We start from the raw sequence: 22,679 nt of genomic DNA, 5'->3' as shown, positions 1-22,679 counted from the left end.
CCCGCAAACATGCCCGATCATGGTTAACAGGCGATGAAGTCAGGCATAATTTTTCAACCTATGATTGCAAGTAACAAAGATGAAACCTTTGAAGCGCCGTTGTTATCGACAGGCTCGTCTAATCCATCGCCGTTATTCTGAAAGGGAGCGGTTCGGATGTTCAGTGGAAGTCGTCGGTTAAAACAGGCTGCGGATCGAGAGCGGCTCGAGGAACTGGACCGCCGCATGGCGGCGATCGGACGATCCCAGGCGGTGATCGAGTTCGACCTGGACGGCACGATCCGCGACGCCAACGACAATCTGCTGCAGACCATGGGCTATGGCCTGGACGAGATCCGGGGCCAGCACCACCGGATGTTCATGGACCCGGCCGAGGCGGCGACGTCCGACTACGCGGCCTTCTGGCGCGAGCTGAACGAGGGTCGCTTCGTCGCCCGCAAGTTCCGCCGCATGGCCAAGGGCGGGCGCGAGGTCTGGCTCGAGGCTTCCTACAATCCTGTGCTGGACGACGCGGGGCGGCCGCTGAAGGTGGTCAAGCTGGCCGTCGACATCACTGAGGCCGAACAGGCGTCGCAGCGGGCGGAGCAGGCGCGCATGGCGGCTGAGGCAGCGCAGGCCCGGCTGGTCGGCGCTCTGGCCGAACAGCTTTCACGCCTGTCGGACGGCGATCTGCGCGCGGCCATCGAACAGGAGATGGAGGGCGCCCATCAGGCGGTAAAGGCGGACTTCAACGGCGCTGTGACCAGTCTCAGGGCGGCGTTGGAGCAGGTGCTGGCGGCGGTGACGACGCTGCGTGGCGGTTCGGATGAAATCAGCCGGGCGTCGGACGACCTGTCGCGCCGCACCGAACAGCAGGCGGCCAGCCTGGAAGAGACGGCGGCGGCGCTGGATCAGATCACCGCCACCGTTCAGCGCAGCGCCGAGGGCGCTCGTCAGGCGGCGTCCGTCGCCTCTCAGGCCCACGCCGAGGCGGATCGCTCGGGCGAGGTCGTGCGCCGGGCGGTCGCCGCCATGGACGGCATCAGCCGCCGCTCGGCTGAGATCAGCGACATCGTCGGCGTGATCGACGCGATCGCCTTCCAGACCAATCTTCTGGCTCTGAACGCCGGGGTCGAGGCGGCGCGGGCGGGCGACAGCGGGCGCGGCTTCGCCGTGGTCGCCTCCGAGGTGCGCGCCCTGGCCCAGCGCTCGGCCGAGGCCGCCAAGGAGATCAAGACCCTGATCGCCGCCTCGGGCGCCGAAGTGATGCAGGGCGTCGAACTGGTCGCCGAGACCGGCCGCGCCCTGGAGACGATCGCGGAACAGGTCAATGAGATGGACGCTCTGGTCGCCGCGATCGCCGCCTCGGCCCAGGAACAGGCCTCGGGCCTGGGTCAGGTCAATCAGGCGGTGAACCAGATGGATCAGGTCACCCAGCAGAACGCCGCCATGGTCGAGCAGACGACGGCGGCGGCCGCCAATCTGAAGACCGAGGCCGAACATCTGGCCGAACTGGTCGGTCGCTTCCGCACGGGCGCCGACGGCGCCGACGGCGGCGTGGTGCGCGAGCCGGCCAAGCGCGGCGGCCCGCCGCCGGCGCTGGAGGCACAGCGCGCTCGCCTGCGCGCCGTGGTCAACGGCCCGGCGGTTGAGGAATGGACGGAGTTCTAGAGTTTAGAACAGCAGCTTCACCGCGCCCCGCATCAACAGGGCAAGCACGGCGCCGAACACCAGGCAGGCGATCAGGTTGGGGACCGGCCGTTGCAGCCGGGACAGCAGGAATTTCATGCGCGCGCGTCTGTCGTCAGGCGGGGGCGGCCGGATCTTGCAGCGGCTGAGCCTCATCGGAAGGGGAGGTCAGCACCGCGCCGACCGAGGCGGTGATGATGGCGGCGATGGCCAGCCATTGCAGGGTGCTGAGGTGCTCGCCCAGGACGAACAGCCCGGCCAGGGCGCCGATGGCCGGATCGCCGCTGACCGCCACGCCGAAGGTGCGCTTGGGAATGTGGCGCAGGGCGATCATGTCCAGCGTATAGGGCAGGGCGCTGGACACCAGGGCGACCACCAGACCCAGGACCAGGATCCTCGGGTCGAACAGCGCCAGGCCCGCGCCGGCGATGCCGAACGGCACCACCGTCATGGCCGCCACGGACATGCCGATGGCGACCGTCGCGCCGCTGGGCAGGTGGCTGACGCGCTTGCCGAAGACGATGTAGCCCGCCCAGAACACTGCGGCCGCCGCCGCATAGGCGCAGCCGACCGGGTCCAGCGTCGCCACGCTGCCGTCCAGCGGCAACAGCAGGCCCAGGCCCAGGATCGCCAGACCGACCCAGACGAAATGGATCAGGCGGCGCGAGTTGAACAGGGCGACCGACAGCGGTCCCATGAACTCGATCGCCAGCGCCACGCCCAGCGGAATGGTGTTCAGCGCCATGTAGAAGCTGAGGTTCATCAATCCCATGACGCCGCCGTAGACGGCCAGGGCGCGCAGGTCGCTGCGCGTGAAGGCGCTGCGCCAGGGGCGGAAGACCAGCAGAAGGAACAGGGCCGACAGTCCCACGCGCAGGGCCGCCGTCCCGGCTGGTCCGACCATGGGGTACAGCGTCTTGGCGAAGGAGGTGCCGGCCGAAAGCGACACCATCCCGCCGATCAGGGCGAGGTAGGGCAAAATGGCCGCGATGCGCGGCGTGCGAAGGGCGAGCGTCAGGGAGGACATGGCGCGGAACCTAACCAAAAACCGTCTGTGTTTCTCGCTGATTTCACCTGCCATGACGCAAGAAACAGGCGTATGTTTGTACCAAATGCAAGAAAACATCGATCTCGATTCCTTCGATCGCCGACTGCTGGCCCTGGTCCGGCGCGACAATCTTCAGCCCGCGCGCGTGTTGGCGGAAAAGGTCGGCCTGTCGGAATCGGCGGTGTCGCGGCGGCTGCGGCGGCTGCGCGACGAGGGCGTCATCATCGCCGACGTCTCCGTGGTCGATCCCGCCCGGCTGGGCCGCGCCCTGACCATGCACGTCCTGGTCGAGATGGAGCGCGAGGGCACCGCCGTGCTGGACGCCCTGATCGACAAGCTGACCGCCCGACCGGAGGTTCAGGCCGCCTGGTATGTGACGGGCGACACCGACCTGATCCTCTATGTCGTGGTGCCGACGATGGAGGCCTATGAGGTCTTCACCCGCGAGATGCTGAACGACGACGCGCGCGTCCGCGCCTTCAAGACCCTGATCTCGATCCGCGAAGTTCTGCCCTTCGATCCCGCCCGTCGCGCCCTGGTGCGATGAGATCATCTAAAGCCTGCGTCAGAATTCCTGCGCGGGTCTGCTTTGCTCGCGGCGTATAAGGCCTATCTGTTGAGCCGACATCGCCGCACGGAGACCTTCCCATGTCCGACGCTTCTCAAGCCGCCTATGACGCCAGCCGCCACAAGAAGGCGGGCCGGGGCCGGGTCTATGACAGCATCGTCGACACCATCGGCGACACCCCCCTGGTGCGGCTGCCCAATCTGACGGCGGCGCTGCAGCCCAAGGCCACGGTTCTGGCCAAGCTGGAGTTCTTCAACCCGATCGCCTCGGTCAAGGACCGCATCGGCGTGGCCATGGTCGAGGCGCTGGAGCAACTGGGCAAGATCAAGCCGGGCGCCACCCTGATCGAGCCGACCAGCGGCAACACCGGCATCGCCCTGGCCTTCGTGGCGGCGTCCAAGGGCTACAAGCTGATCCTGGTCATGCCCGAGAGCATGTCGATCGAGCGCCGCAAGATGCTGGCCCTGCTGGGCGCGCGGCTGGAGCTGACGCCCGCCGAAAAGGGCATGAAGGGCGCCATCGCCCGCACCGAGGAACTGCTGGCGGAAATCCCCGGCTCGGTCAGCCCGGCCCAGTTCGAGAACCTGGCCAACCCCGCCATCCATGAAGCCACGACGGCCGAGGAGATCTGGAACGACACGGCGGGCGCCGTGGACGTGGTGGTGTCCGGCGTCGGCACGGGCGGCACCATCACCGGCGTCGGCCATGCGCTGAAGGCGAAGAAGCCCTCGGTGAAGATGATCGCGGTGGAGCCGACGGCCTCGCCCGTGTTGTCGGGCGGCGCCCCCGGCCCGCACAAGATCCAGGGCATCGGCGCCGGCTTCATCCCCGCCGTGGTCGATCGCGCCGTGATCGACGGCGTGGAGCAGGTCACGAACGAGGACGCCTTCGACATGGCGCGCCGCGCCGCGCGCGAGGAAGGCATTCCGGTCGGCATCAGCTCGGGCGCGGCCCTGACGGCGGCCTTCCGCCTTGCGGCCCAGGATGAGTATGCGGGCCGGACCATCGTGGCCGTCATCCCCAGCTTCGCCGAACGCTATCTGTCGACGGCCCTGTTCGAAGGGCTGTAACGGCGCGTCCGGGCCCCGCAACTGCACTGCTGGTTAACCGCTGGCGTCTAGGTTGCGGGCATGGGCGAGATCCAGGCCAGTTTGGAAGAGACGCACGCGCCGCGCAGCCGCACGGCGCGGCAGGTGTTGCTGCGCCGGCTGGCCGATGTCGTCAGCCTGCCCGCCAGCCGGATCAATGCGTTCGAGCGGGCGGTGGCCGGCGATCTTCTGGTCGATGTCCTGCGCCCGGCGCCGCTGGAGGAACGTCGTCGCGTGTCCCTGCGCCTGGCCTCCTTGGGCGAGTTGCCGGATGCGCTGAAACGCCTGCTCATTCGCGACGAGCCTCAGGTGGCGGCGCCCTTGCTGGAAGACTGCGCCGCCTTGTCGGATGCGGACCTGATCGGCTGCGCGCGAGACGCCACGATCCAGCATCGACTGATGATGGCGACGCGGCGCGACCTGTCCGAGGCCGTGACGGACACTCTTCTGAGCTGGGGTGAAGAGGCGGTGATCGCCGCCGTCCTGGCCAACCCCTCCGCACGTCTGACCCAGACCAGCCTTGAGGGCGTGATCGCCCTCAGCCGCTCGTCGCGCGACCTGTGCGCGGCCTTGCTGAAGCGACACGAGTTAAGACCCTCCGGCGCCTATGTCATGTTCTGGTGGTGCGGGCCGGACGAGCGACGCGTCATCCTGCAACGGTTCGCCGTCTCGCGCGAAGTGATGCAGACCAGCGTCGAGGACGTCTTCGCCATGGCGGCGGCAGAGGGCTGGGATGATCCCGTGGCGCGCAAGGCCCTTCAGTTCATTGAACGGCGCCAGAGAAACCGCGCCGCGATTGAGAAGAGCCCCTTTGCTGATCTTGAAGCCGCCGTGGCGGCGGCCGCGGCGCAGGGCCTGTCGCGCGAACTGGTCAGCGAGATCGGCTATCTGTCAGGCGTCAAACCGCTGACCGCCGCCAAGATCATGAGCGATCCTGGCGGAGAACCCGTGGCTATACTGTGCAAGGCGACAGGGCTGACGCGGCCAAATCTTCGGGCCTTGTGGCGATCCATGCGGCGGCCTGAGACGACCGCCGACGGCGCGGCGCATCCCGACTGGGATCGAGTTCAACTGACCTATGAAATGCTGGCGGTCGATCGCGCTCAGACAGTGCTGCGTTACTGGAACTGGTCGCTGTCATCGGCGCTGACCCCGGCCTTGTTACGCGCGATCCGCGATGGAGAAGACCAGACTATCGACGAATACTCGGCGCCTGAACGTGCGGCGGCTCTCGCCTTGGCGGATAACTTCGGTCGTTGAAATCGCCATTCCTGTGCGAGCTGAATTCAGACGTTGATTTCGCTTCATAAGCGAGCAACGCGCGTTGCATTGCTTTCAATGTGAAACATAAGTATGAAACTGATCGACGGCAGGTCGATTCAGATCAGTCGATTGAAAATGGGGCATGCAAGAGGCTGATGCAGATGGAAGAAAAACCCGAACTGCTCGAGATGACCGCTGACATCGTGTCGGCCTATGTCAGCAACAACACCGTTTCGGCGGACGCCGTGCCGGGTCTGATCGCTCAGATCCACGCCGCTCTGTCGGGCGTTTCGGTGGCTCCGGTCGAGCCCGAGCCCGAGCCCCAGGAACCGGCGGTCCCGGTTCGCAAGTCGATCACGCCTGACTTCCTGATCTGCCTGGAAGACGGCCGCAAGTTCAAGTCGCTGAAGCGTCACCTGCGCACCAAATACAACATGAGCCCCGAGGAATACCGCGCCAAGTGGGGTCTGCCGAAAGACTATCCCATGGTCGCCCCGAACTACGCCAAAGCGCGTTCGGAACTGGCCAAGCAGATGGGTCTGGGGCAAGGCGGTCGTAAGCCGGCCCGCGCGTCGCGTAAGTAATTCTACTCATCGACCAAGACATGAAGCGCCCGCTCTTCGGTCGAAGGGCGGGCGTTTTGCTGTCAGGGGGTCAATGCAGAGGGTCAGTCTTCCGTCATTCGCGCCCGGCCGATGAGCACAGCCTCCGCCGCGCTGGAAGCGAGCGTCTTGGGCCGAACTGAGCCGCAGGCGACGGCGGCCAGTTCGTCCGCGTCGCCGCCGGGGGCGGAGGCGTAGGGCGGGGCGGTTTCCGCGGTGCGCGGCCCTTCCGTCCCGTCGGCGCGCAGGGAGGCGAAGTCGAGACGGTCAGCCGTGCGCGCGGCGCAGTCGAACCGCCACCAGGACCAGCCCCCGACATAGGCGACGCCGCCGATCATCATGTCTTCTTCGCTGACCTGCAGGGACCGCATCCGCATGCCGTCGCCGTCGGGCGTGATCGAGGCCCGATCCGCGAAGACCGCAAACCGGCCCGCGCCGGTCAGGGCCAACTCCATCACGGGCGTCTCCTGGGCGGGCGCGGCGACGAGGGCGGCGGTCAACAGCAGGGCGAGGGGCAAGATGACGTCCTTTTACATGACCGAACGAGCGGCGGCGGTTAACCCTGTCCGCATACCCGCCGTTGAAACGGCTGCGCTAGACAGACGTCATGTACCACGCGCCTTCCGGTTTCGATCCCTCCGGCCCTCCGCCTGATCGGCGGCGACGGGTTCGTGCGCCGTTTCGTCAGACGCGCCGTCCGGAAGAACGCATCACCCTGCTGGGCGAGCCGGTCGACCTGGTGCGTCCTGAAGAGGTGCTGCTGCACCTCGAACGCAGCGTCGAGGCAGGCGTGCAGAGCGTCGTCGCCAACCACAATCTGCACAGCCTCTATCTGATCCGGCGCACGCCGGGGATGCGACGCCTGTACGAGGCGGCCGATCTGATCGAACTGGACTCGACGCCGCTGATCCATTTCGCTCGCCTGCTGGGCCATCCGGCGCGCCCGCAGCACCGCTGCACCTATCTGGACTGGCGCGATCATTTCTGGAGCCTGGCTGACCGCAAGGGCTGGCGCATCCTCTATGTGGGCGGCGAGGACGGCGTGGCCGAAGAGGCGGCGCGGCGACTGACGACCCGCTATCCGGGCGCGATGGTGAAGGGGCTCAGCGGTTATTTCGACGCGACGCCGGGGTCGTTGGGCAATACGGCGGTTCTGGCGGCGATCAAGGACTTCGCCCCGCACGTGCTGTTCGTCGGCATGGGCATGCCGCGCCAGGAGCTGTGGATCGCGGATAATCTGGCCTCTCTGCCGCCGGTTCCGATCCTGCCGGTCGGCGCCGCCTTCGACTATGAGGCCGGGGTCCAGAAGGCCGCCCCGCGCTGGATGGGACGGCTGGGCGTCGAATGGCTGTTCCGGTTGATTGCTGATCCCAAGCGGCTGTTCACCCGCTACTGCATCGAGCCCTGGTTCCTGATCGGCCCGGCGTTGGCGGATGTGCGAGAGGCCATGCGGCGCAGGAAACGCTGAACCGCGCCCTTGTCAGCCATCGCAATGCCGCTGGTCGAGGATTTGAATTCCGAGGACTTTGTCTCGACTGGACGGGATCGACCGGCCGTCTTCTAGCCATCCCGCATACTCCTCAGCGCGCCGACGACGGCGCGGGCTGACAAGGAGACGACCGGGCCGATTTCAGACGATTCAGACGAATTGGACTCTGTTTTTCGCGTCCGCCTCGACCACGCGCCTCCAGGTCAGGCCGTGACGATCTCTTCGGCCTGTTGCAGGTCGACGCTGACCAACTGGCTCATGCCGCGCTCGGGCATGGTGACGCCGTACAGGCGGTCCATCCGGCTCATGGTCACCGGGTTGTGGGTGATGACGATGAAGCGGGTGTCGGTGCGGCTGCGCATCTCGTGCAGCATCCGGCAGAAGCGGTCGACGTTGGCGTCGTCCAGCGGCGCGTCCACCTCGTCCAGCACGCAGACGGGCGCCGGATTGGCCAGGAAGACGCCGAAGATCAGCGCCGCCGCCGTCAGGGCCTGTTCGCCGCCGCTCATCAGGCTCATGACCGACAGCCGCTTGCCGGGCGGGCAGGCGTAGATCTCCAGCCCCGCCTCCAGCGGATCGTCGCTCTCGACCAGTTTCAGCTCGGCCTGGCCGCCGCCGAATAGGGCCTCGAACAGGGTCTTGAAGTTGGTGTTGATGACATCGAAGGCGGCGATCAGCCGCTCGCGCCCCTCGGCGTTCAGTTCGTCGATGCCGTCGCGCAGCTTGGCGATCGCCTGTGTCAGATCGATGCGCTCGGTCTTCATGGCGCTGAGACGGTCGCCGTATTCGGCCGCCTCTTCCTCGGCGCGCAGGTTGACGGCGCCCAGCGCCTCGCGCTCGCGTTCAAGGCCGTACAGCAGGCTCTCGGCGCCTGCCGCGTCGGGCGGACGGGCGATGGCGTCGTCGGTCAGTTTCCTGCCCAGTTCCTCGGGCGACATCTGCGCCGTCTCGCGGATGTTGGCGGCGCTTTCGGCCAGCTTCTCGGCGGCGGCCTCGGCGCGGGCGGACAGGCCCGCCCGGCTCTCGCGGGCCTGAGAGGCGGCGGTTTCGGCGGCGCGCGCGGCGCGGTCGGCCTCCTGCGCGCCCGCCTCGGTCACGGCGACGGCGTCGGTCGCCGCCTGCTTGCGCTTCTCGGCCTCGGCCAGGGAGTCCATCAGGGCGTTGCGCTGCTCGGCGAAACCGGCGGGCGCGGCCTGCGCCTTCGTCAGGGCGGCTTGCGCCTTCTCCGCATCGCGCTCCAGCGTCTTGAGGCGGGCGCTGCTGTCGGTCGAGCGCGTGACCCAGCCTTCGCGGGCGCGGGTCAGGCTGCCCAGCCGCTGTTCGCGCATGGCGCGGTCGCGGGCCTCCTCGTCGCGGGTTGAGCGGGCGGCCTGCGCGGCCAGCCGGGCGCGTTCGGCCCCGCCGCGCGCCTCGGTCAATTCCTGACGCAGGCCGACGACGACGTCGGAGGACGCCTCCACCGAACTGGCTTCGGCGAAGGCGGTCTCGGCTTCCTGAACCTCGCCGTCCAGCCGGGCCACGGTCTCGTCCAGCGACTGGGCGCGGGCCTCCTTGCGGGCCTGATCGCGCATGAGGGATTCCAGCCGGTCGCGGGCCGAGACGACCTGCTTGTCCAGCGTGAAGGGGCGCAGACGCGCGGCCTTCACCTCGTCCTCGGCGGCGCGGAAGGCTTCGCCCGCCGCTTTCAGCGACGCTTGCGCCGTCTCCAGCGCGGGCTTGCCGAGGTCGATCTCGGCTTCCAGTTCCGACAGCCGGGTGCGCTGGGCCAGACGCACGGCGGCGGGGCGGGGCGCCTCGGCGCGGCTGATGAAGCCGTCCCAGCGATAGAGGTCGCCCTCGACCGTCGTCAGGCGCGCCCCGCGCGGCAGGTCGCGGGCCAGTTCGGCGATCCGTTCGCGCGGGGCCACGCCGCAGAAGGCCAACCGCGCCGCCAGTTGATCAGGCGCCGTCACATGGGCGGACAGGGGCGCGACCCCTTGCGGCCAGTCCGGCGGCGCGGCGTCTGCGCCCGCCCAGTGCGCCGGGGCGCGGGCGTCCAGCGCGGCGTCCAGATCGTCGCCCAGCGCCGCCGCCAGCGCGGCCTCATAGCCTTTGGCCGCCGACACCTGATCCAGCGCCGGGGGATGCTCGCGCTTGCCCGTGACCAGCAGTTGCGCCAGCCCGCGCGCTTCGGTCTGCAGGCGGCCCAGCCGGTCCTCGGCGGCGCGGGCGGCGGTGCGCGCCTCCTGCTCGGCGCGGGCGATGTCGCTGCGTTTCGTCTCGGCGGCCTCGACGGCTTCGCGCGCGGCGGCCAGTTCGGCCTGAGCGGTTTCCAGCGCCGCCTTGGCCGTCTCGATCTCGGGCGTCTCCAGCGGGCCGAGGGCCTCGCGTTCGCGCCGGGCCTGTTCGTGCTGACCCTTCACGCGCGCCAGTCGAGCCTCGGCGTCGCGCTTCCTCGCGCTTTCGGCGTTGGCGCGGGCCTCGACGGCGGCCAGCGTCCCGGCCAGCCGTTCGACCTCGGCGTCGGCGGCCTTGCGAGCGTCTTCGGCCTCCAGCAGGGCGCGTTCCAGTTCAGGGCCGCGTTCGGGGGCGGCGGCGATCTCGGCCTTCAGCTTCTCGAGCTCGCGGTCCAGCCGTTCCAGCTCACGCCCGGCGTCGGCGGCCATGCCGTCCTCGCGCACGCGGTCGGCCTCGATGCGGGCGACCTCGGCCTTCAGGCGGTCGACCTCGGCGCGGGCAGCCTGTTCGGCCATGTCCAGCCGGTCGCGCTCGATGATGGCGCGGTTCAGCAGGGCGGTGGCCACCGCGTCTTCCTCGCGCGCAGGCTTCAGCCCTTCCTGCGCGTTCAGGGCCGCCGTCTGGGCCGCCGCCGCCGCCGTGGTGGTTTCGGCCACAAGCCGGTCGGCCGCGCGCAGTTCGGCCGCCGCTGTTTCGGCCGCCGTCTTGGCGTCGGTCCAGCGGACGTAGAGCAGCGCCGCTTGCAGCGCGCGGATCTCGGCCGAGATCTTCTTGTACTTCTCGGCCTGACGCGCCTCGCGCTTCAGCCGGTTCAGCGTCGACTCCAGCTCCTTGCCGATGTCGTCGAGGCGGTCGAGGTTGGTCTCGGCCGCCCGCAGCCGCAGCTCCGCCTCATGGCGCCGGGTGTGCAGGCCCGCCACGCCCCCGGCTTCTTCAAGAATGCGGCGGCGGTTCTGGGGCTTGGCGGCGATCAGTTCGCTGATCTGGCCCTGACGGACCAAGGCCGGGCTGTTGGCCCCGGTCGAGGCGTCGGCGAACAGCAACTGAACGTCGCGCGCCCGCACCTCCTTGCCGTTGATACGGTAGGTTGAGCCGCGCCCGCGCTCGATCCGGCGCGAGACTTCCAGCATGGGGCTGTCGGTGAAGGGCTGGGGCGCGCGCTTCTGAGCGTTGTCGATGGTCAGCTGGACTTCGGCGTGGTTGCGCGGCGGACGGCCCGCGGCGCCGGCGAAGATCACGTCCTCCATGCCCTGACCGCGCATGGCCTTGGCCGAGTTGGCGCCCATGACCCAGCGCAGGCTTTCCAGCACATTCGACTTGCCGCAGCCGTTTGGCCCGACGATGCCGGTCAGCCCGGCCTCGATGTGCACCTCGGCCGGGTCGACGAAGGATTTAAAGCCGACGAGCCGGAGGCGCTGGAACTGCATCGCGTCTCGATCAGCGCGCCCGGATCAGCGGGTCGATGGCCGCTGACAGGGCCTCCAGCGAATGGTCGCTGACCCGCCTGCCGTTGACGAAGAAGGACGGCGTGCCCGTCACCCCTGCCGCCGCGGCGCCGTCGACCTCGGCCTGCAGGGCCTGGCTGGTCGCGGGGTTCTTCATGCAGGCTTCGATCTGCTCCTGAGTGCGGCCGCTGGCGGCGATGGCGGCGGCGAACCAGTCGCGGGCGTCGCCTTTTTCAAAGGCGGCGGCCTGACCGCTCATCAGGCTGTGGGCCACGTCGAAGAAGCGGTTCGGGGCGGCGCAGCGCGCGATGCCCGCCGCCGTCGCAGCGATCTGGGCCGGAGGCGTGGGCATGTCGCGGAACACCAGCCGCACCTTGCCCGTGTCGATGTAGCGGGCCTTGAACTGCGGCAGGACGTCGTTGGTCCAATGGGCGCAATGGCTGCAGGTGAAGGAGGCGTACTCGATCACCGTCACCGGCGCATCGGCCCGGCCCATCACGCGGTCCGCCGCTGTGACGGCGGGCACGGCCGCCGTCGCGGAGGCGCGCGTCACGGCCGGATCGAGAGCCGCCGAGGGGCTGGCGACGGCGACCGCCGCCAGGGCGGCTGCGCCTAACAGGGCTTTGAACGTCAGGCGCGACCGCAGCATCGACTTACTTCGCCAGCTCGGCGTCGATGACTTCCGACAGGCCCGACAGCGAGCTGTCCGCCACCTTCACGCCGTTGACGGTGAAGTAGGGCGTGCCGGTCACGCCGGCGCTGATGCCGGCCTGGATGCGCTTCTCCATGGCCTCGATGGCGGCCTTGTCGCGGATGCAGTCGTTGATCTGCTGCTCGCTGAGGCCCGCCGCCTGACCGGCGCGGAACAGGGTGGTGCGCGGCGCGACGCCCGCCTGCCATTCCTTCTGGCTGGCCATGATGTCGCTGACGACGTCGAAATACTTGTCCGGACCGGCGCAGCGGGCGATCAGGAAGCCGGCGACGGCGATGTCCTGGGGCGGGGTCGGGAATTCGCGGAAGACGAAACGGACCTTGTTGTTGTCGACGTACTTCGTCTTGAACTCGGGCCAGACCTCTTCATTCCACACGGCGCAGTGGCCGCAGGTGACCGAGGCGTACTCCACGACCGTGACCTTGGCGCCTTCGGGGGCGCCCTTGGCCATGTCGCCTTCGACCTCGCCGCCAGCGCCGCCGGCCGAGCAGCCCGCCAGCACGGCCATCGAGGCCAGGGCTGCGGCGGACAGGGCCGCGCGGCGGCTCATGGCGGCGTATTTGAAGATCGGGGCCATCGGCTGGTCCTTGTCAGAAATGAGATTCAGAAACGTCGCGCGATTCGTGCGCGCAGGCGAAATCATCTGAATGTCGAGAACGCCGATGGCGAAGGTTTGTCAACGCCCCTCGTCGCGTGGAGGCTGCGACAGCACGGCGCGGCCCAGCTTGCCCAGGGCTGCTTTCAGGCTGTCGGGCGCCGCCTCGACCGAGGCGTTCAGTTCGGCTTCCGTCGCGGCGGGCAGGGGCGGCAGGACGGCCCGGCCGCGCGGGCGGGGCTTGGCGCCCGAAACGGGCAGAGGCTTCACCGGCCCCTGGGCGATGCGCAGCTTCTCGACAGAACCGGCGCCCAGGAACAGGTTCACGCGCTGAATGATGTCGGCCGACTGGTGCTGGACCAGCAGGGCGGCGGGGCCGGCGACGCGCAGCTCCAGCGTCCCGCCTGCATTGCCGCGCCCCTTGGTCAGCTTCTGCGGGCGGGTGACGCGGGCCAGCCGCTCGCCCACAATCTCGACCCAGCGCGGCTCCAGCGCCGAGGCGCCGCGCCCGAACTGGGCGTCCAGCTTCTTGATCAGCGGCGCCAGCGACCGACCAGCCGGAGGCGGCGGGCGCGGAGCGGGACGCGTGCGCCGTTGCGCCAGGATCTGGCGCGCTTCGCTTTCGGTGGGCAGGGGACGACGCATTCGTCCTATATAGCCTGACCGATGACCGACGTCCCCTCTCTCCGCGCCGCCCTGCTCGATTGGTATGACGCTCATGCGCGCAGCCTGCCGTGGCGCGCGCCGCCGGGGGCTGAGGCGAAGACCGATCCCTATCGCGTCTGGCTGTCTGAGGTGATGCTGCAGCAGACGACGGTGCCGCACGCGGCCCCCTATTTCGAGCGGTTCACCACGCGCTGGCCGACGGTGGGCGACCTGGCGGCGGTCGAGGACGCCGAGCTGATGGCCGCCTGGGCGGGGCTGGGCTATTACGCCCGCGCACGCAATCTGCTGGCCTGCGCCCGCGCCGTGGCGGCGGATCACGGCGGCGTCTTTCCGCAGACCGAGGCCGAGCTGCTGGCCCTGCCGGGGGTGGGCGCCTACACCGCCGCCGCCGTGGCCGCCATCGCCTTCGACCGGCCCGCCAACGTCGTCGACGGCAATGTCGAGCGGGTGATGAGCCGCCTGTTCGCGGTCGAAACGCCGCTGCCCGCCGCGCGGCCCGAACTGCGCCGCCTGGCCGCCCTGTTCGTCGACGACCACAGGCCCGGCGACTGGGCGCAGGCGCTGATGGATCTCGGCTCGGGCGTCTGTCGGCCTCGGTCGCCGCTGTGCGATCAGTGCCCGCTGGCCTTCGGCTGCGAGGCGCTGAAGACAGGGGCGCCCGAACGTTATCCCTTGAAGACGAAGAAGGCCGAGCGGCCGCATCGGCGCGGCCACGCCTATGTGCTGACAGATGATGCGGGGCGCGTCGCTTTGGCGCGGCGGCCGGACAAGGGGCTGCTGGGCGGCATGGCGGGGCTGCCGACCTCGGACTGGGGGGCGGCGCCGGATTTCGCTCCACCGATAGAAGGCGACTGGCGGGCGGCCGGATCGGTCGAGCACGTCTTCACCCACTTCAGCCTGACGCTGGAAGTGCATGTGGCCGAAGGGCAGGGCGACTTCCTGTGGACGACAGCGGCTGAGGCGGCGAAGGCCCTGCCGACCGTGTTCAGGAAGGCGCTGGAGCGGGCTTTAGGAACCCTCTCCCGGCGGGAGCCGGCTTGAGCGCACGGCGGCGCAGCCGTCGTTCTGGCGGAAAAGGGTGAGGGGCTTGTCCCATCAATCGGCCGAAGGCTGCCGTCTCGCCGTTCTGCCACGGCCTCTGGCCGACTTCACCTGTGAACCCTCACCCTTTCGCCTGTTCCAATCGCTTCGCTCTTGGAGGCTCAAGCCCTCTCCCATCGGGAGAGGGTTAGCCGGTGGCTCGTAAATTCACCGCGCCGCTGCGCTCGCGCGGCATGACCACGACATGGCCGTTCAGGCGCTGGAAGTGCAGGTCGATCACCCCGTCGCCGACCTTCAGCCGCGTGATCGACAGCCGGTCCAGCCCGGCGGGCAGGGCGGGATTGTTGACCTCGACCAGCCCCTCGGCGGCGTCGATGCTCAGGCCCAGCACCGACTGCATCATCAGGAAGATCGACCCCGCCGCCCAGGCCTGGGGCAGGCAGGCGACCGGATAGGCGATCGGCGGCTCTCCCGTCTCGCGCACGAAGCCGCAGAACAGTTCGGGCAGCCGCATCTGGAAATGGGCGGCCGAGCCGTAGATCTCGCCCAGCAGCATGGCGACCGCCCGCCGTTCGCCGTAACGGGCCATCCCCGCCGCCGCCAGGGCCGTGTCGTGCGGCCAGACCGAGCCGTTATGATAGCTCATCGGATTGAAGCGGGCCTGCCCCTTGGCCAGGGTCCGCAGGCCCCAGCCCGAACGGAACTCGGCCGTCAGCATCCGCCGCGTCACTTGTCGCGCCCGTTCGTGCGAAGGCAGGCCGGTGAACAGCAGATGCCCGGCGTTGGAGGCGACGGCGCGGCACTGTTCCCCGTCGCCGTCCAGAGCGATGGCGTAGAAGCCCTCGTCCTCCATCCAGTAGCGGTCCTCGACCAGGGCGCGCAGCGCCTCGGCCCGCGTCGCCCATTCGAGGGCGCGGCCGTCGCCCAGCACCGCGCCCATCTCGGCCAGGGCTTTCCAGGCGGCGAAGGCGTAGCCCTGGACCTCCAGCAGGGCGACCGGCCCCTTGGGAAAGCGGCCGTCGGCGTGAAAAATGGAGTCTTCGGAGTCCTTCCAGCCCTGGTTCGACAGGCCGGTGTCCGCCGCGCGGGCGTAGTCGATCAGGCCGTCGCCGTTGCTGTCGCCGTAGTCGCTCATCCAGCCCGCCGCCGCGATCAGATGGGGCCACAGGGCGCGGATGGTCCCATAGTCGTTAGTGCGCTTGGCGTAGGCGCCGGCCAGGGCGATGAACAGGCAGGTGGTATCGACCCCGCCGTAGTAGAGGCCGAAGGGCACCTCGCCCAGCACGCTCATCTCGCCGCCGCGCGTCTCGTGCATGATCTTGCCGGGGGCGGAGTCCATGAAGGCGTTGGTCTCGGTCGCCTGACGCGAGGCCAGATAGGTCAGCACCCCCTTGGCCAGGCCGGGGTCGATCCACAGCATCTGCCAGGCGGTGATGATGCCGTCGCGCCCGAACGGGGTCGAGAACCAGGGCGTCCCGGCATAGGGATAGGGGCCGGTCGGCAGGTCGGTGACCAGCAGGGCGATGTCGGCGCGCGACTGTCGCAGCCAGTCGTTGAAGCCCTGGTTGCGCCCGCCCTCGACGATGGCGCCGCGCCGCAGCCGTCGCCGCATGGCCAGCCGCGCCAGGATGGCGTGCCAGCGCCAGCGCGCCTCGTCCGGCTGTTCGCAGGCGTCCAGGCCGCATTCGACGAACAGGTCCAGACTGCGGCCGCGCGGCAGGCTGAACATGAACTCGGCCCGATTGGCGCTGAGGCGAGCGGGCGGCTCTGAGAACGCCAGGCAACTGGTGCGTCCTACGCCGTCCAGGCCGGTGTAGCTGAAGGTCACGCGCCGCCCGTCGATCACCGGCGGATGGATTTCGCCGTGCTGGGGCCGCACCGTGCCGCGCACCTGGAAGATGTCGGCGAAGTCCGCGTCGAACTCGAACGTCAGCGGCAGCAGGATGTCCTCGACGCCGTGGTTGACCATCCGCACCCGCTCGAACAGCCGCCGGTCCCACAGGAAGCGCCGCCGCTCCAGATGAAGCACCCCCGCGGGGGCCGAGCGTCCGCCCATCGGCGGCAAGGGTCGATTGGTCGAGTGGCAGGTGAAGAAGACGTTGTCCTTGGTCACGCCCGAGCTGAGCCGCGACGGCCGCGCCCGCCCGACCGTCAGGACGAAGCGCGACAGCAGCCGTGTGTCCCGCTCGAACAGGCCGTCGGCGCCCGACTTCACGTCTCCCCAGTGATCGGCGACCAGGAAGGCGTCGCCGTCCTTCAGCGCCATCAGGGTTTCAAGCCCGTCCTGGTCGTTGGTATCGGCGGCCGCAGCCTGGACCGAATAGGCGTCGTCCATAAGCGTCTCCGCTTGCGGTTCGTCCCCCCGCTTGGGATCAGAAGCGAACGGTCGGCGCGCGGTTCAGTTCAGATGAAAACGGCGTTCGTCATCGGGCCGATAGGTTAGGCCAGGGCGGCGAAGCTGCGTTCTTCCTCGATCGTCCGCATCGGGGCGGCGAACGGCCGCTGCGCCAGAAGGTCGGCGTAGACGTCCAGATACCGCCGCGCCATGGCCGTAGCCGAGAAGCGCAGGTCGAACCGCGCGCGGATCGCCTCCCGGTCCAGCCGATGCGCCTGGGCGGCGGCGGCGACCGCCTCGTCCATGGTCGAGACCAGGAAGCCGGTGGCCCCGTCCTCGATGATTTCGGGCGTCGAGCCGCAGGCGAAGGCGATGACAGGCGTGCCGCAGGCCATGGCCTCGATCATCACCAGGCCGAACGGCTCGGGCCAGTCGATGGGGAACAGCAGGGCTTCGGCCCCGCCCAGGAAGGCGGACTTCTGATCGTCGCCGATCTCGCCGACGAACTCGACCATGGGATTGCCGCGCACCAGCGGTTCGATTTCCGTCTCCCAATAAGTGCGGTCGGCGGCGTCGATCTTGGCGGCGATCTTCAGGGGCTTGTTCAGCCGGGTCGCGATCTCGATGGCGCGGTCGGGCCTCTTTTCGGGCGAGATGCGGCCCAGGAAGGCGAGATAGCCCTGCGACCGGGGCGAGAAGCGGTAAAGATCGCCCGGCATGCCGTGATGCACGGTCGCCCGCCAGTTGGCCTGGGGCAGGGGGCGGCGCTGGTCGTCGGAGATCGACACCAGGCCGTACTCGGTCCAGCGCTCGTAGATCGGGGCCAGATCCTTCAGGTCCAGCCGCCCGTGCAGGGTCGTCACCGTCTTGTCCGCCCAGCCCTCGAAGAAGGGGAAATGGATCATGTCGGTGTGGAAATGGATGACGTCGAAGCGGTCGGCGCGGTCCAGCACCTCGGCCAGTTGGGTCATGTGGGCCGCCAGATCGGATTTCAGCGGCGCGGGGTCCAGGCGGATGGCCTGATCCCGGACGGGGATCAGGCGTGCGCGCGTGCGCGCATCGGCGCTGGCGAACAGGGTGACGTCGTGACCCAGCTCGACCAGGGCGTCAGTCAGGTGGGCGACCACGCGCTCCGTGCCGCCGTAAAGCCGGGGCGGCACAGCCTCGTACAAAGGCGTGACTTGGGCGATTTTCATGGCAGGCTCCTGCGTCGCGTGAAGACGCGACGCCGAAACCTCAATCCGCCCAGGATCGCCGGGTTCCAGCGTTGCTGGAACGATATTCTTCAACGCCGCCTGTAGGTTATGAGGCGGTGAGAAGCGGCCGCCTTACTGCATCCCTGCGCGGATTTCGGCGCGCAGGGCGTCGATGGGGCGCAGCCCCGTATCCGTCTTGAAGCGCCAGTAGGTCCAGCCGTTGCACGCCGGGGCGTTCTCCAGCAGGGCGCCGAGCTTGTGGATCGAGCCGGTCAGGGCGCCGGACACCAGCGAACCGTCGGCCCGCACCCGCGCCTCGCGCTCGCCCTTGGGGCAGTAGAGCTTGTCGCCCGGCGCCAGCAGCCCGGCCTCGACCAGGGCGCCGAAGGGCACCTTGGGTTCGGCCTTCTTGGAGCCGGTGACGACCAGGTCTTCCGGCGCGGCCGGAATGACCGCCTTGATGCGCTGTTCGGCCAGTTTGGCGTAGGTCTCGTCACGCTCGATGCCGATGAAATGCCGGCCCAGACGCTTGGCCGCCGCGCCGGTCGTGCCGGTGCCGAAGAAGGGGTCCAGCACCACGTCGCCGACGCGGCTGGCCGACAGCAGCACGCGGTGCAGCAGGGCCTCAGGCTTCTGGGTTGGGTGGGCCTTATCGCCGTTCTCGTCCTTCAGCCGCTCGCCGCCGGTGCACAGGGCCAGGGTCCAGTCTGAGCGCATCTGGGTGTCTTCGTTGAAGGCCTTCAGCGCGTCGTAGTTGAAGGTGTAGCGCTTCTGCTCGCGCGACTTGGCGGCCCAGATCAGGGTCTCATGGGCGTTGGTGAAGCGCGTGCCCTTGAAGTTCGGCATCGGGTTGGACTTGCGCCAGATGATGTCGTTCAGCACCCAGAAGCCCAGATCCTGCATCGCCGCGCCCAGGCGGAAGATGTTGTGGTAGCTGCCGATGACCCACAGGCTGCCCTCGTCCTTCAGCACGCGGCGGCACTCGCCCAGCCAGGCGCGGGTGAAGGCGTCATAGGCGGCGAAGCTGTCGAACTTGTCCCAGTCGTCGTCCACGGCGTCGACCTTGGAGTTGTCGGGACGCAGCAGGTCGCCGCCCAACTGCAGGTTATAGGGCGGGTCGGCGAAGACCATATCCACCGACTTGTCCGGCAGGCCCTTCAGCACCTCGATGCAGTCGCCACGCAGGATGACGTCGGTCTTCAACTCGGACATGGAAAAGCGGCCCCGGACAGATGAGACGCTTATGGTGAATCCTTACGGTTAAGGCGGAGTAACCAAGATTCACGCGGCGGCGATTTGCCGTCTGCCGCGCGTGCGGCCATAGTCCTGCTCATGCAGATGGCGGTTCAGCGTCTCCGATAGCGTCCGTGCGGGCCTGACGCCCCCGAGCGGCGCACCCTGTGCGACCCGGCCTGGCCCGGCGCATGAAGGCTGCGCGCTTTATACCCTCGATAAAATTCCAAGGCCGCCCGGCGCTGAGCGAGTGCGGCCGCGCACATAGAGATTTCCATGACTCAGGTTTTCGAAAGCCCGTTCAAGGGCCGACTGCTGTCCGATCTGGCGACCAATCCCAACATCATCGTCGGGCGCTACAGCTATTATTCCGGCTGGTATCACGGCCACGGCTTTGACGACTGCGCCCGCTATCTGATGACCGAGCCGGGCGTGGACCGGCTGATCATCGGCGCCTTCTGCTCGATCGGCAGCGGGGCCGCCTTCATCATGGCGGGCAATCAGGGGCACCGGAACGACTGGGCGAGCTCGTTCCCGTTTTTCTACATGCCTGAGGTTCCGCATTTCGCGGGGGCGATCGACGCCTTCCAGAAGGCGGGCGACACCGTCATCGGCAACGACGTCTGGATCGGCAGCGAGGCCGTCATCATGCCGGGCGTGAAGGTCGGCGACGGCGCCGTGATCGGCACGCGGGCGCTGGTGACGCGCGATGTCGAGCCCTACGCCATCGTCGGCGGCAATCCGGCCAGGGTCATCCGCAAGCGGTTCGACGACGCCAGCATCGCCATGCTGTTGGAGATGAGGTGGTGGGACTGGGACGACGCCCGCCTGGGCGAGGCCATGCCCCTGCTGTGCAGCGGCGATATCGCGGCCCTACACGCCTTCTGGCGCGAGTGGACCTTATAAACCCGCTCATCCCCGCGAAGGCATGGTGCAAATCGCATCCTGTTTGAGCTATGGGGCGAAGATGATCCGTCGTCTTCGCCCCGTTCCGTTCGCCCTCGGGCCTGTCCACTTCGTCGGCATCGGCGGCATCGGCATGAGCGGCATCGCCGAGATCATGCTGAAGATCGGCTATCAGGTGCAGGGCTCTGACGCCAAGGCCAGCGCCAACACCGAGCGGCTCGAAAAGCTGGGCGCCCGCATCTACATCGGCCACGACGCCGCCCATGTGACGGAGGGCGTCTCGGCGGTGGTCTATTCCACGGCGGTCAAGCCGACCAACCCCGAGCTGGCGGTGGCGCGCGAACGCCGCATTCCTCTGGTCCGCCGGGCCGAGATGCTGGCCGAGCTGATGCGGCTGCAGTTCTCGATCGGCGTCGGCGGCACGCACGGCAAGACGACGACGACCTCTATGGTCGCAGCGCTGCTGGACGCCGGTTCGCTGGACCCGACGGTGGTCAACGGCGGCATCATCAACGCCTACGGCACCAACGCCAAGGTCGGCGAGGGCGACTGGATGGTGGTCGAGGCGGACGAGAGCGACGGCTCCTTCCTGCGCCTCAAATGCACCGTGGCGATCATCACCAACATCGACCCGGAGCACCTGGACCACTACGGCGATTTTGACGCCGTGAAGAAGGCGTTCGGCGACTTCATTGAGGACATTCCCTTCTACGGTTTCGGCGTGGTCTGCCTGGACCACCCCGAGGTGCAGAAGCTGGCGGCCCAGATCGACAACCGCCGCCTGGTCACCTACGGCCTGAACCCGCAGGCCATGGTCCGCGCCGACAATGTGCGCATGGACCCGGACGGCTCGCGCTTCGACGTGGTGATCCAGGGGCAGGGCATGGCCGCCCTGGGCGAGCCTGCGCGCATTGAGAACCTGCACCTGCCGATGGCGGGCTGGCACAACGTCTCCAACGCCCTGGCCGCCATCGCCGTGGCGCGCGAGATCGGGGTGGACGATGACGCCATCCGCACAGGCTTGGCCGGGTTCGGTGGGGTCAAGCGCCGCTTCACCACCACGGGCGTGGCCCACGGCGTGCGCGTCATCGACGACTACGGCCACCACCCGGTCGAGATCGCCGCCGTGCTGAAGGCCGCGCGCCAGGTGGTGCAGAACGCCGACAACACCGGCCGCGTCATCGCCGTGGTCCAGCCGCACCGCTACACCCGCCTGCGCGATCTGATGGAGGACTTCTCCACCTGCTTCTCGGACGCCGACAGTGTCCTGGTCGCTGACGTCTATCCGGCGGGCGAGCAGCCGATCGAGGGCGTCGACAAGCACGCCCTGGTCGAGGGCGTCCGCCGCTACGGCCACCGCCACGTCGCCGCGCTGGAGAACGCCGCCGTCCTGCCGCGCGTCATCAAGGACGAGGCCAAGCCGGGCGACCTGGTGGTTCTTCTGGGCGCCGGCGACATCACCAGCTGGGCCTACGCCCTGCCGGCGCAGCTGGAGGCGCTGGGCTGAATTTCACGCTCTCGCTGGATTCCGGCGGACGCCGGAATCCAGCGAGAGCTTCACGACGAAGCCTTGCCGCCCTACATCGGATCAACGTCAAACGGCTGGATGCAGCCAAAGCACTGGATCCCGGCGTCCGCCGGGATGAGCGGATTATTGGATGGCCTGGACTGACAACCTCCCCGCCGTGCGCGGCAAGCTGCTGCTGAACGAGCCGCTGGGGCCCTACACATGGTTCCGCGTGGGCGGGGCGGCGGACGCCCTGTTCATTCCGGCCGACGCCGACGATCTGGCGGACTTCCTCAAGGCCCTGCCCGAGGATGTGCCGGTGACGGCCATCGGCGTCGGCTCCAACCTGATCGTGCGCGACGGCGGGGTCGAGGGCGTGGTGATCCGTCTGGCGGGCCGCGCCTGGGGGCAGGTGGCGACCGATGGCGTCACGGTCACGGCGGGCGCCGGCGCGCTGGACAGCATGGTGGCGCGCGCCTCTGCCAAAGCGGGCATCGCCGGGCTGGAGTTCTATGCGGGCATTCCCGGTTCGATCGGCGGCGCCCTGACAATGAATGCGGGCTGTTACGGCTCGGAGACCAAGGACGTGCTGGTCTCGGCCTGGGGGCTGAACCGCAAGGGCGAGCGGGTCGAGCTGACCCTGGCCGACTTCGGCTATACCTATCGTCATTCCAACGCCCCGGCCGAGATCATCTGGGTCGAGGCGACTTATCGCGGGACGCCCGACGCGCCCGAGGCCGTCGCCGCCCGGATCAGCGAGATCACCGAGCGCCGCGAGAAGACCCAGCCGATCCGTGAAAAGACCGGCGGCTCGACCTTCAAGAATCCCGACGGTCATTCCTCGTGGAAGCTGGTCGATGAGGCGGGCTGGCGCGGCAAGCTGCACGCCGCGCCTGCACCGCATGGGGGCGGCGGCGCCAAGTTCAGCGAGCTGCACTCCAACTTCATGATCAACCCCGGCGAGGCGACCGCCGCCGACATCGAGGGCCTGGGCGAAGCCGTCCGCGCCGACGTGCTGGAAAAGACGGGCGTGCAGTTGAACTGGGAAATCAAGCGGATCGGGCGGAAGTAGGCGCTTAAATTCCGCTTCTGGCCGCTAT

At 68.6% G+C, this 22,679-nt stretch carries 19 protein-coding genes; 10 read left to right on the top strand and 9 right to left on the bottom strand.

The annotated features are described in order from the left end of the window. The first annotated feature begins 156 nt into the window (after positions 1-156). Positions 157-1,650, top strand: coding sequence for a methyl-accepting chemotaxis protein (locus tag B3D50_RS03540; RefSeq protein ID WP_286949445.1), 1,494 nt, complete (start codon positions 157-159; stop codon positions 1,648-1,650). A 133-nt stretch (positions 1,651-1,783) separates the two neighbouring features. Here the strand turns inward: B3D50_RS03540 and B3D50_RS03535 are convergent, their stop codons facing one another. Further along, positions 1,784-2,695, bottom strand: coding sequence for an EamA family transporter (locus B3D50_RS03535; RefSeq protein WP_040344449.1), 912 nt, complete (start codon positions 2,693-2,695; stop codon positions 1,784-1,786). A gap of 85 nt (positions 2,696-2,780) precedes the next feature. Between B3D50_RS03535 and B3D50_RS03530 the strand changes: the two genes are divergently transcribed. The 4 genes from B3D50_RS03530 (at position 2,781) to B3D50_RS03515 (ending at position 6,219) form a co-directional block, all read left to right on the top strand. Then, positions 2,781-3,263, top strand: coding sequence for an Lrp/AsnC family transcriptional regulator (locus tag B3D50_RS03530; protein WP_003163583.1), 483 nt, complete (start codon positions 2,781-2,783; stop codon positions 3,261-3,263). A 101-nt stretch (positions 3,264-3,364) separates the two neighbouring features. Next, entirely contained in the window at positions 3,365-4,354 is a 990-nt protein-coding gene (gene cysK, locus B3D50_RS03525; protein WP_286949442.1) for a cysteine synthase A, read from the top strand. Between the two features lie 60 nt (positions 4,355-4,414). Continuing rightward, positions 4,415-5,632, top strand: coding sequence for a DUF2336 domain-containing protein (locus B3D50_RS03520; protein WP_286949441.1), 1,218 nt, complete (start codon positions 4,415-4,417; stop codon positions 5,630-5,632). Between the two features lie 164 nt (positions 5,633-5,796). After that, the gene (locus tag B3D50_RS03515) at positions 5,797-6,219 is read left to right on the top strand and encodes a MucR family transcriptional regulator (protein WP_040344688.1); all 423 of its coding nucleotides are present in this window, start codon (positions 5,797-5,799) and stop codon (positions 6,217-6,219) included. Positions 6,220-6,302: 83 nt separating this feature from the next. On the opposite strand, the gene B3D50_RS03510 is transcribed toward B3D50_RS03515, so the two are convergent. After that, on the bottom strand, positions 6,303-6,755 hold the full coding sequence (locus B3D50_RS03510) for a hypothetical protein (RefSeq protein WP_286949439.1): 453 nt from the start codon (positions 6,753-6,755) through the stop codon (positions 6,303-6,305). 89 nt (positions 6,756-6,844) lie between these two features. On the opposite strand from B3D50_RS03510, the gene B3D50_RS03505 reads away from it, so the two are divergent. Beyond that, positions 6,845-7,705 carry a WecB/TagA/CpsF family glycosyltransferase gene (locus B3D50_RS03505; protein WP_286949437.1) on the top strand — a complete coding sequence of 287 codons (861 nt, stop codon included), beginning with the start codon at positions 6,845-6,847 and terminating at the stop codon, positions 7,703-7,705. 224 nt (positions 7,706-7,929) lie between these two features. Here B3D50_RS03505 and smc read toward each other — a convergent pair whose 3' ends face one another. From smc to B3D50_RS03485, 4 genes are all read right to left on the bottom strand, one after another. Continuing rightward, positions 7,930-11,370 carry a chromosome segregation protein SMC gene (gene smc / locus B3D50_RS03500; protein ID WP_286949436.1) on the bottom strand — a complete coding sequence of 1,147 codons (3,441 nt, stop codon included), beginning with the start codon at positions 11,368-11,370 and terminating at the stop codon, positions 7,930-7,932. Between the two features lie 10 nt (positions 11,371-11,380). After that, positions 11,381-12,037: a DsbA family protein gene (locus B3D50_RS03495; protein WP_286949435.1), complete on the bottom strand. Its 657-nt coding sequence runs from the start codon at positions 12,035-12,037 to the stop codon at positions 11,381-11,383. A gap of 4 nt (positions 12,038-12,041) precedes the next feature. After that, positions 12,042-12,677 (bottom strand): thioredoxin domain-containing protein, encoded by a 636-nt coding sequence (locus B3D50_RS03490; RefSeq protein WP_003163571.1) that lies wholly within the window; start codon positions 12,675-12,677, stop codon positions 12,042-12,044. Between the two features lie 99 nt (positions 12,678-12,776). Next, positions 12,777-13,340 (bottom strand): DUF721 domain-containing protein, encoded by a 564-nt coding sequence (locus B3D50_RS03485; RefSeq protein ID WP_286949434.1) that lies wholly within the window; start codon positions 13,338-13,340, stop codon positions 12,777-12,779. Positions 13,341-13,361: 21 nt separating this feature from the next. Between B3D50_RS03485 and mutY the strand changes: the two genes are divergently transcribed. After that, positions 13,362-14,402 (top strand): A/G-specific adenine glycosylase, encoded by a 1,041-nt coding sequence (mutY, locus tag B3D50_RS03480; RefSeq protein WP_286949432.1) that lies wholly within the window; start codon positions 13,362-13,364, stop codon positions 14,400-14,402. A 187-nt stretch (positions 14,403-14,589) separates the two neighbouring features. Here the strand turns inward: mutY and B3D50_RS03475 are convergent, their stop codons facing one another. The 3 genes from B3D50_RS03475 to B3D50_RS03465 form a co-directional block, all read right to left on the bottom strand. Next, the gene (locus tag B3D50_RS03475; RefSeq protein WP_286949430.1) at positions 14,590-16,737 is read right to left on the bottom strand and encodes an amylo-alpha-1,6-glucosidase; all 2,148 of its coding nucleotides are present in this window, start codon (positions 16,735-16,737) and stop codon (positions 14,590-14,592) included. 104 nt (positions 16,738-16,841) lie between these two features. After that, on the bottom strand, positions 16,842-17,933 hold the full coding sequence (locus B3D50_RS03470) for a glycosyltransferase family 4 protein (protein WP_286949429.1): 1,092 nt from the start codon (positions 17,931-17,933) through the stop codon (positions 16,842-16,844). A gap of 132 nt (positions 17,934-18,065) precedes the next feature. Beyond that, complete coding sequence (locus B3D50_RS03465; RefSeq protein WP_269300104.1) at positions 18,066-19,145, bottom strand: site-specific DNA-methyltransferase; 1,080 nt, start codon at positions 19,143-19,145, stop codon at positions 18,066-18,068. 297 nt (positions 19,146-19,442) lie between these two features. Between B3D50_RS03465 and catB the strand changes: the two genes are divergently transcribed. The 3 genes from catB (at position 19,443) to murB (ending at position 22,651) form a co-directional block, all read left to right on the top strand. Further along, on the top strand, positions 19,443-20,072 hold the full coding sequence (gene catB, locus B3D50_RS03460; RefSeq protein WP_286949428.1) for a type B chloramphenicol O-acetyltransferase: 630 nt from the start codon (positions 19,443-19,445) through the stop codon (positions 20,070-20,072). Between the two features lie 61 nt (positions 20,073-20,133). Next, on the top strand, positions 20,134-21,579 hold the full coding sequence (gene murC, locus B3D50_RS03455; RefSeq protein WP_286949427.1) for a UDP-N-acetylmuramate--L-alanine ligase: 1,446 nt from the start codon (positions 20,134-20,136) through the stop codon (positions 21,577-21,579). A gap of 151 nt (positions 21,580-21,730) precedes the next feature. Further along, the gene (gene murB / locus B3D50_RS03450) at positions 21,731-22,651 is read left to right on the top strand and encodes a UDP-N-acetylmuramate dehydrogenase (protein ID WP_286949426.1); all 921 of its coding nucleotides are present in this window, start codon (positions 21,731-21,733) and stop codon (positions 22,649-22,651) included. Positions 22,652-22,679 lie beyond the last annotated feature (28 nt).

The sequence above is a fragment of the Brevundimonas sp. UBA7507 genome (assembly GCF_002478355.1).
Taxonomy (GTDB): domain Bacteria; phylum Pseudomonadota; class Alphaproteobacteria; order Caulobacterales; family Caulobacteraceae; genus Brevundimonas; species Brevundimonas diminuta_D.
Note: the sequence above shows the minus strand (reverse complement) of the source record. Positions and strands in the feature narration are given on the sequence as shown.

What these genes read in the sequence shown, in the direction of transcription:
- B3D50_RS03540 (WP_286949445.1), top strand. Translation starts at nt 157, where the DNA reads ATGTTCAGTGGAAGTCGTCGGTTAAAACAGGCTGCGGATCGAGAGCGG.
- B3D50_RS03535 (WP_040344449.1), bottom strand. Translation starts at nt 2,695, where the DNA reads ATGTCCTCCCTGACGCTCGCCCTTCGCACGCCGCGCATCGCGGCCATT.
- B3D50_RS03530 (WP_003163583.1), top strand. Translation starts at nt 2,781, where the DNA reads ATGCAAGAAAACATCGATCTCGATTCCTTCGATCGCCGACTGCTGGCC.
- cysK (WP_286949442.1), top strand. Translation starts at nt 3,365, where the DNA reads ATGTCCGACGCTTCTCAAGCCGCCTATGACGCCAGCCGCCACAAGAAG.
- B3D50_RS03520 (WP_286949441.1), top strand. Translation starts at nt 4,415, where the DNA reads ATGGGCGAGATCCAGGCCAGTTTGGAAGAGACGCACGCGCCGCGCAGC.
- B3D50_RS03515 (WP_040344688.1), top strand. Translation starts at nt 5,797, where the DNA reads ATGGAAGAAAAACCCGAACTGCTCGAGATGACCGCTGACATCGTGTCG.
- B3D50_RS03505 (WP_286949437.1), top strand. Translation starts at nt 6,845, where the DNA reads ATGTACCACGCGCCTTCCGGTTTCGATCCCTCCGGCCCTCCGCCTGAT.
- smc (WP_286949436.1), bottom strand. Translation starts at nt 11,370, where the DNA reads ATGCAGTTCCAGCGCCTCCGGCTCGTCGGCTTTAAATCCTTCGTCGAC.
- B3D50_RS03495 (WP_286949435.1), bottom strand. Translation starts at nt 12,037, where the DNA reads ATGCTGCGGTCGCGCCTGACGTTCAAAGCCCTGTTAGGCGCAGCCGCC.
- B3D50_RS03490 (WP_003163571.1), bottom strand. Translation starts at nt 12,677, where the DNA reads ATGGCCCCGATCTTCAAATACGCCGCCATGAGCCGCCGCGCGGCCCTG.
- B3D50_RS03485 (WP_286949434.1), bottom strand. Translation starts at nt 13,340, where the DNA reads ATGCGTCGTCCCCTGCCCACCGAAAGCGAAGCGCGCCAGATCCTGGCG.
- mutY (WP_286949432.1), top strand. Translation starts at nt 13,362, where the DNA reads ATGACCGACGTCCCCTCTCTCCGCGCCGCCCTGCTCGATTGGTATGAC.
- B3D50_RS03475 (WP_286949430.1), bottom strand. Translation starts at nt 16,737, where the DNA reads ATGGACGACGCCTATTCGGTCCAGGCTGCGGCCGCCGATACCAACGAC.
- B3D50_RS03470 (WP_286949429.1), bottom strand. Translation starts at nt 17,933, where the DNA reads ATGAAAATCGCCCAAGTCACGCCTTTGTACGAGGCTGTGCCGCCCCGG.
- B3D50_RS03465 (WP_269300104.1), bottom strand. Translation starts at nt 19,145, where the DNA reads ATGTCCGAGTTGAAGACCGACGTCATCCTGCGTGGCGACTGCATCGAG.
- catB (WP_286949428.1), top strand. Translation starts at nt 19,443, where the DNA reads ATGACTCAGGTTTTCGAAAGCCCGTTCAAGGGCCGACTGCTGTCCGAT.
- murC (WP_286949427.1), top strand. Translation starts at nt 20,134, where the DNA reads ATGATCCGTCGTCTTCGCCCCGTTCCGTTCGCCCTCGGGCCTGTCCAC.
- murB (WP_286949426.1), top strand. Translation starts at nt 21,731, where the DNA reads ATGGCCTGGACTGACAACCTCCCCGCCGTGCGCGGCAAGCTGCTGCTG.